Raw genomic sequence first — 4,680 nt, forward strand, 5'->3', positions numbered from 1 at the left:
CGGCGGCGGCGGTGTGGCCGGCAGGCGCGCGGGCGGGAGCGCCCCCCGAAGAACGATCACCGCGGCGGGCGAGGGGCCCGGCCGCGGGAGCAACGACGCGCGGGCGGCCCTATCTCGACAGGGTGCGCAGCGCCGACAGGGACGGAGTGAAGAGGTAGGCGCCGCCGCGCGGGTGGATGTAGTCGATGAGGGTGGTGACCTCACCCTGGAGGAGGCGTGCTCGGCGCTCGGTGCCGGGGCGGGTGCGGCCGATCAGGAGGTCGATGCCGTTGTCGAGGCCCTGGCGTGGGCGTTCGGGGTTGTTGGCCCAGCGCTGCGCCAGCAGCTCGAACTGCTGGGTGATGTCGGTCTGGTAGCACATGAAGAGCAGGCCGCGCTCGGCCGTGGCAGGCCCCGGCGGGCCGTAGGTGATGCCGCGGCGGAGGATCGCGAAGGTCAGGTTTGCCGAAGGTGGGCCCTTGTCGGTCTCCTGGTCGCGGGGGTTGACCTTGCGGATGTGGGCGGCCAGCGGGCAGCGGAGGCCGTCGGGGTCGGGGTCGGCGCCGCGGACGCCGTCCGGGACGGGTGGGAACGCGGTGTCGTACCCGAAGTGGTTGTGCTCGGCGTGTGTCGCCGACGGTGGGCGCACGAGCGGGCGGCCGTCGGGGTGACGCCCGACGAGCTGCGCCCTGATGTCGGCGGGGTCGGCGCCCAGCTGAGCGGCCATGCGGGCGGTGTCGGCGAGGAAGGCGGGCACGTCCTGGTCGAGCTTGCGATACACCAGCAGCGAGCCGTTGCGGGCCAGGGCGGGGACGCGGCGGGGCGGGGCCGGGCGGGTGGGTGACGTCTCGCTCTGGCGGGGCAGGCCGAAGAGGAACTGGCCGGGCCAGACCAGCACGTCGCCGGGCGCGGCGTACTCGCGGTGGTCGGGCATCGGCGGCATGGGCCGGCGGGGGACCAGGGGCGTGCCGAGCTCGTCGACGACGCCGCGGAGCATGGGCTGGGAGATGCCGTCACGGAAGCCGAAGTGCTCGACGTGGCCGGGCAGGCGGTGGGCCTCCTGCTCGTGGACGAGGTCGGCGCCGGTGAGCGACCGCAGCGGGGCGGCCGCCTCGGCGAGCCGCGTGGCGTCTTCGCCGGCCAGGATCACCAGGATGTCGATCTCGCGGCCGGGGGCGCCGACCGTCCACTGGGTGCTGGGTGGGTCCCGGAGGTACGTACGCCGGGCCATGCCCACGGCGTACGCCTCGTCGAGCGTCGCCATGTCGTCGTGGCCGAGCACCCGGAAGACGCGCGGCGACAGGGCCACCGCGCAGCCGGGCGAGCGGGAGCGCGCCGAGCTCACCCGTCCTTCGACCGCGGCCAGGAGCTGCCGGGCCGCCGTGTCCGGTGCGGCGTCCCGCAACCGCCAGCCCAGCACGAGATGGTGGTCCTGCCGGAAGCCGCGCAGCACGTGCGCCTGGATGTCGTCCAGGTCGAGCAGGGGTTCCGCGAGGCTCACGGGAAGGGGTCGCCGGCCCGGACCGGCCGCGACGGGGGCCGGCGACGCCGGAGAGCGGACGGACCCGCGAAGGCGCTGTGCCACCCGTCCGGGCAGGGCGCGTCGATGGCGACCAGCCGCAGCACGTCCGGGTTGTCGTCGGCCGCGCAGCATCGCTGGTTGGCCGGCAGCGCGGGCGGCGCGCCGAGACCCAGGTCGTCCGCGGCGCCGTACAGGGACATGGTCATGACCTCGGCGAGCTGGCCGCCGTAGCGCAACGGGACGCCGTTGACCAGCACGTCCTCCAGGCCGAACGGGGCGTCCGGGGGCGCTGCCAGCTCGGCGCGCACGGTGCGGCCGGCGCGGCCGCGGATCGGGCGCCACCAGGACGACAGGTCCTCGCCCTCCGGACCGGAGACCGCCGCGTCGTCCAGCGCCGTGATGTAGATCCCGACCGGGTCGCGCAGCGTCACCGACAGGCCCTGCCGGACGAGATCGTTCACGTCCGTGCTGATGGTGGGGTCGCTCGACCGGTTCGGATCGCCGAGGCCGGCGCTGCACACGAGGCGGCCGGCGTCGGTGATCGGCGTGCCGTCCGCGTCGGCGCGCGGGATGCTCGCCGCCGCGGCCAGCGAGATCTCCCCGTACAAGCTGTTCTCCGGATGGGTCAGGTGGGCGAGTCCGGCGGAGGTGTTCCAGACGTTGTACGGGTTGTACGCGCCCTTGCGCTGATAGAGCCGCAACGGTTCACCGGGCGCCGCGCGAAAGGCGACGTCGGTGTCGAAATAGAGGTCCTCCTCGCGCACCCGCGGCCCGACCAATTCGTGGTAGAGCCGCAGCAGCAGCGCGCGATCGGTCTCGGCGAGGAAGCGCCAGTACTCGTGCCCCTCCGAGGTGAACACGATCCGCCGCATCCGGCCCGTCTCGGGCGCGCGGTCCACGTACCACTCGCAGTATTCGTCCTGCGGGCGGTAGGGCAGGACCACTTCGTGCGCTTCCCCATCGCGTACGGAATGGAACGTCACGCCGTAGTAATCGCCCAGACTGCGAAACTCGTCGGCGGCGCGGCGTGCTCCCTCGGGATCGCCGGGGAACCGCACCTTGACGGGGCGGGGAAACGCGTCCCAGCTGATCCGGCGCTCAGCGAGCGGCGCTTTCACCCCGAGCGGATTGGCGAAGCGGACCTGGTCGGTCTCACCGGCCGTGCGCTCCACCATGGTGTCGAACCACGACGACACCAGCGCCGACCACGCGGCCAGACCCTCGGGATCCAGATCTCGTACGCCGCCGGGCGTGTCCAGCACCTCGTCCATGCCGCTCCCGCGTCATCCGTGACCGTCCTGGCGGGTTCATCATCGAATGGCGGGCCGCCGCTGTCATCACTCCGACAGCGCGGGCGCGGGGTCCTTTCGGCGGTTGTGCTCAACCCCGTACTGAATGAGGCGGCCAATGCGGGGACCGCGACCACCGCGGCGAAGAAGAGAATCGCCGGCGGGGCGCCGAAGGCGGCCACCAGGGAACCGGCGGCGAGAGGCGCGAGCGCGGCCAGGGACGTGGCGGCCACCATGATGACGCTGATGACGCGGCCCTGAAGGTGGTCGGGCGTGATCGCCGCCTGATAGCCGAAAAGCGCGGCATTGCACGCGGGCCCGAGGAAAATGGTGAGGCCGACCGGCACCGCGGCGGCTATTCCGTCGGTCAGCAGGGCGGCGCTCGCCAACAGGGCCGCGGCCAGCCAGCAAATCGCGCGGACCAGCACCGGCAGGCTGAAGCGGCGCTGGATCATGGGCGCGACCAGGGCGCCGAGCAGGCCGCCGGCGGCGATGAGGGTCTCGGCGAGCCCGATGACCGGCGGGGCGGTGCCGCCGCGCTGGAGGGCCACGATCACGGCGAAGATGACGCCGTTGATGGCGAAGTTCAGCGGCGCCGCGATGAGCATGAGCATTCTCAGGAACGGGTGCGAGAGGACGAAGCGGATGCCCTCGGAGGCTTTCTGCCGTCCCGGCGGGCGTTCCGCCTGGAGCGGCTTGCGAATGGCCAGGATCGCCACGAGCGAGACGACATAGGAGACGGCGTTGGCGACGAACGGGATCGCGTGCCCGAGGGTGAAGAGAATGCCCCCGAGTGGCGGCCCGGCCAGCGAGGCGCCGTAGGAGCGGGCCTCGTTGCGCGCGACGGCGTCCGGCAACTGGGCGGACGGCACAATGCTGCGCAGGGAGGCGTCTTCCGTCGTACCGAAGATGGCTCCGCACGCCGCGTCGATAGTGGCGGCGACAATGATGAACGGCAGCGCGGCGTGGTCCGTGAAAACGGCAACGGCGAGGGCGGCAAAACACAGCAGCCGTACGGAATCACAGGCGACCATGAGCAGCCGCCGATCGACCGAATCGGCGACCACTCCCGCGGGCAGCCGGAACACGAGCCGAGCCACCGAGGCGAACGTGCCGACCAGGCCCGCACTGACCGGATCGCCGGTCTGCGCCAGCACGAGCAGCGCGAACGCCAGCGCCGCCACGCCGTCGCCCAGGTCGGAGAGGGTCTGCGACCCCCAGAGCAGGTTGAACTCCCGATTGCGCCAGAGCGAGCCGCTCATGAGGCGCGGTGCGGGTAGGTCTGGAGCACGACCAGCACCTGCTCGGCGCCCGGCTCGTTCGTGCGCGCCTGCTCGACGAGTTGCCAGATCTGCTCGCGAAGCCGGTCGAGCCGCTCCGGCGTCGTACGGATCACCTGGTCGGAGCCGTCCGCGGCACGCTGCCACTCCTCGCTCCAGCGCCCCTGCGCGACCTGCGCGTGAAAGGCCTCGATCCAAGCACCCCAGGCCGTACGGGAGGCGCGCTCGACGGCGACGCCGTCCTCCCGGTTGTCCCCGTCGAAGACCGTCGTCGCGTGCGCGGCCCGCCACCAGCGCTCCCGCCCGTGCGCGCCCCGGCCCAGCTCGGGCGCGTCGGCCACGAACCCGTGCCGCGCCAGCAGCCGCAGATGATGGCTGGTCTGCCCCGAGTCGGTGCCGAGCCGGCGGGCCAGGATCGCCGAGGTCGCGGGTCCGTCGACCCGCAGCGACCCCACGATCCGCATGCGCAGCGGATGCGCCATCACCCGCATCAGGGCCGCATCGGTGATCGTCACTTCGCTCATGACGGGCACGCTAGCCCGCGCGGTCCCGGCTCTACAAGGACGTTATGCATAGGAGCTCTGCATCGATGGCCGCACACCGGGCTCGG

General features: G+C 72.7%; 4 protein-coding genes. All 4 read right to left on the reverse strand.

Features of this window, described 5'->3' with window-relative positions; translation table 11 throughout:
* Positions 1–109: 109 nt before the first annotated feature.
* From Ade02nite_RS50565 to Ade02nite_RS48740, 4 genes are read right to left on the reverse strand one after another with little or no spacing between them, the layout of a single operon-like run.
* A complete protein-coding gene (locus tag Ade02nite_RS50565; protein ID WP_203778278.1) occupies positions 110–1,480 on the reverse strand; it encodes a Dyp-type peroxidase in 1,371 nt (456 codons plus the stop codon).
* A complete protein-coding gene (locus Ade02nite_RS51100) occupies positions 1,477–2,697 on the reverse strand; it encodes a DUF8225 domain-containing protein (RefSeq protein ID WP_498370408.1) in 1,221 nt (406 codons plus the stop codon). Before Ade02nite_RS51100 ends, Ade02nite_RS50565 begins: the two co-directional genes overlap by 4 nt.
* On the reverse strand, positions 2,616–4,052 hold the full coding sequence (locus Ade02nite_RS48735) for an MFS transporter (protein WP_203778279.1): 1,437 nt from the start codon (positions 4,050–4,052) through the stop codon (positions 2,616–2,618). The genes Ade02nite_RS51100 and Ade02nite_RS48735 overlap by 82 nt, the downstream gene beginning before the upstream one ends.
* Complete coding sequence (locus Ade02nite_RS48740) at positions 4,049–4,594, reverse strand: winged helix-turn-helix domain-containing protein (RefSeq protein WP_203778280.1); 546 nt, start codon at positions 4,592–4,594, stop codon at positions 4,049–4,051. The genes Ade02nite_RS48735 and Ade02nite_RS48740 overlap by 4 nt, the downstream gene beginning before the upstream one ends.
* Positions 4,595–4,680: the final 86 nt, after the last annotated feature.

The organism is Paractinoplanes deccanensis, from assembly GCF_016862115.1.
GTDB lineage: Bacteria > Actinomycetota > Actinomycetes > Mycobacteriales > Micromonosporaceae > Actinoplanes > Actinoplanes deccanensis.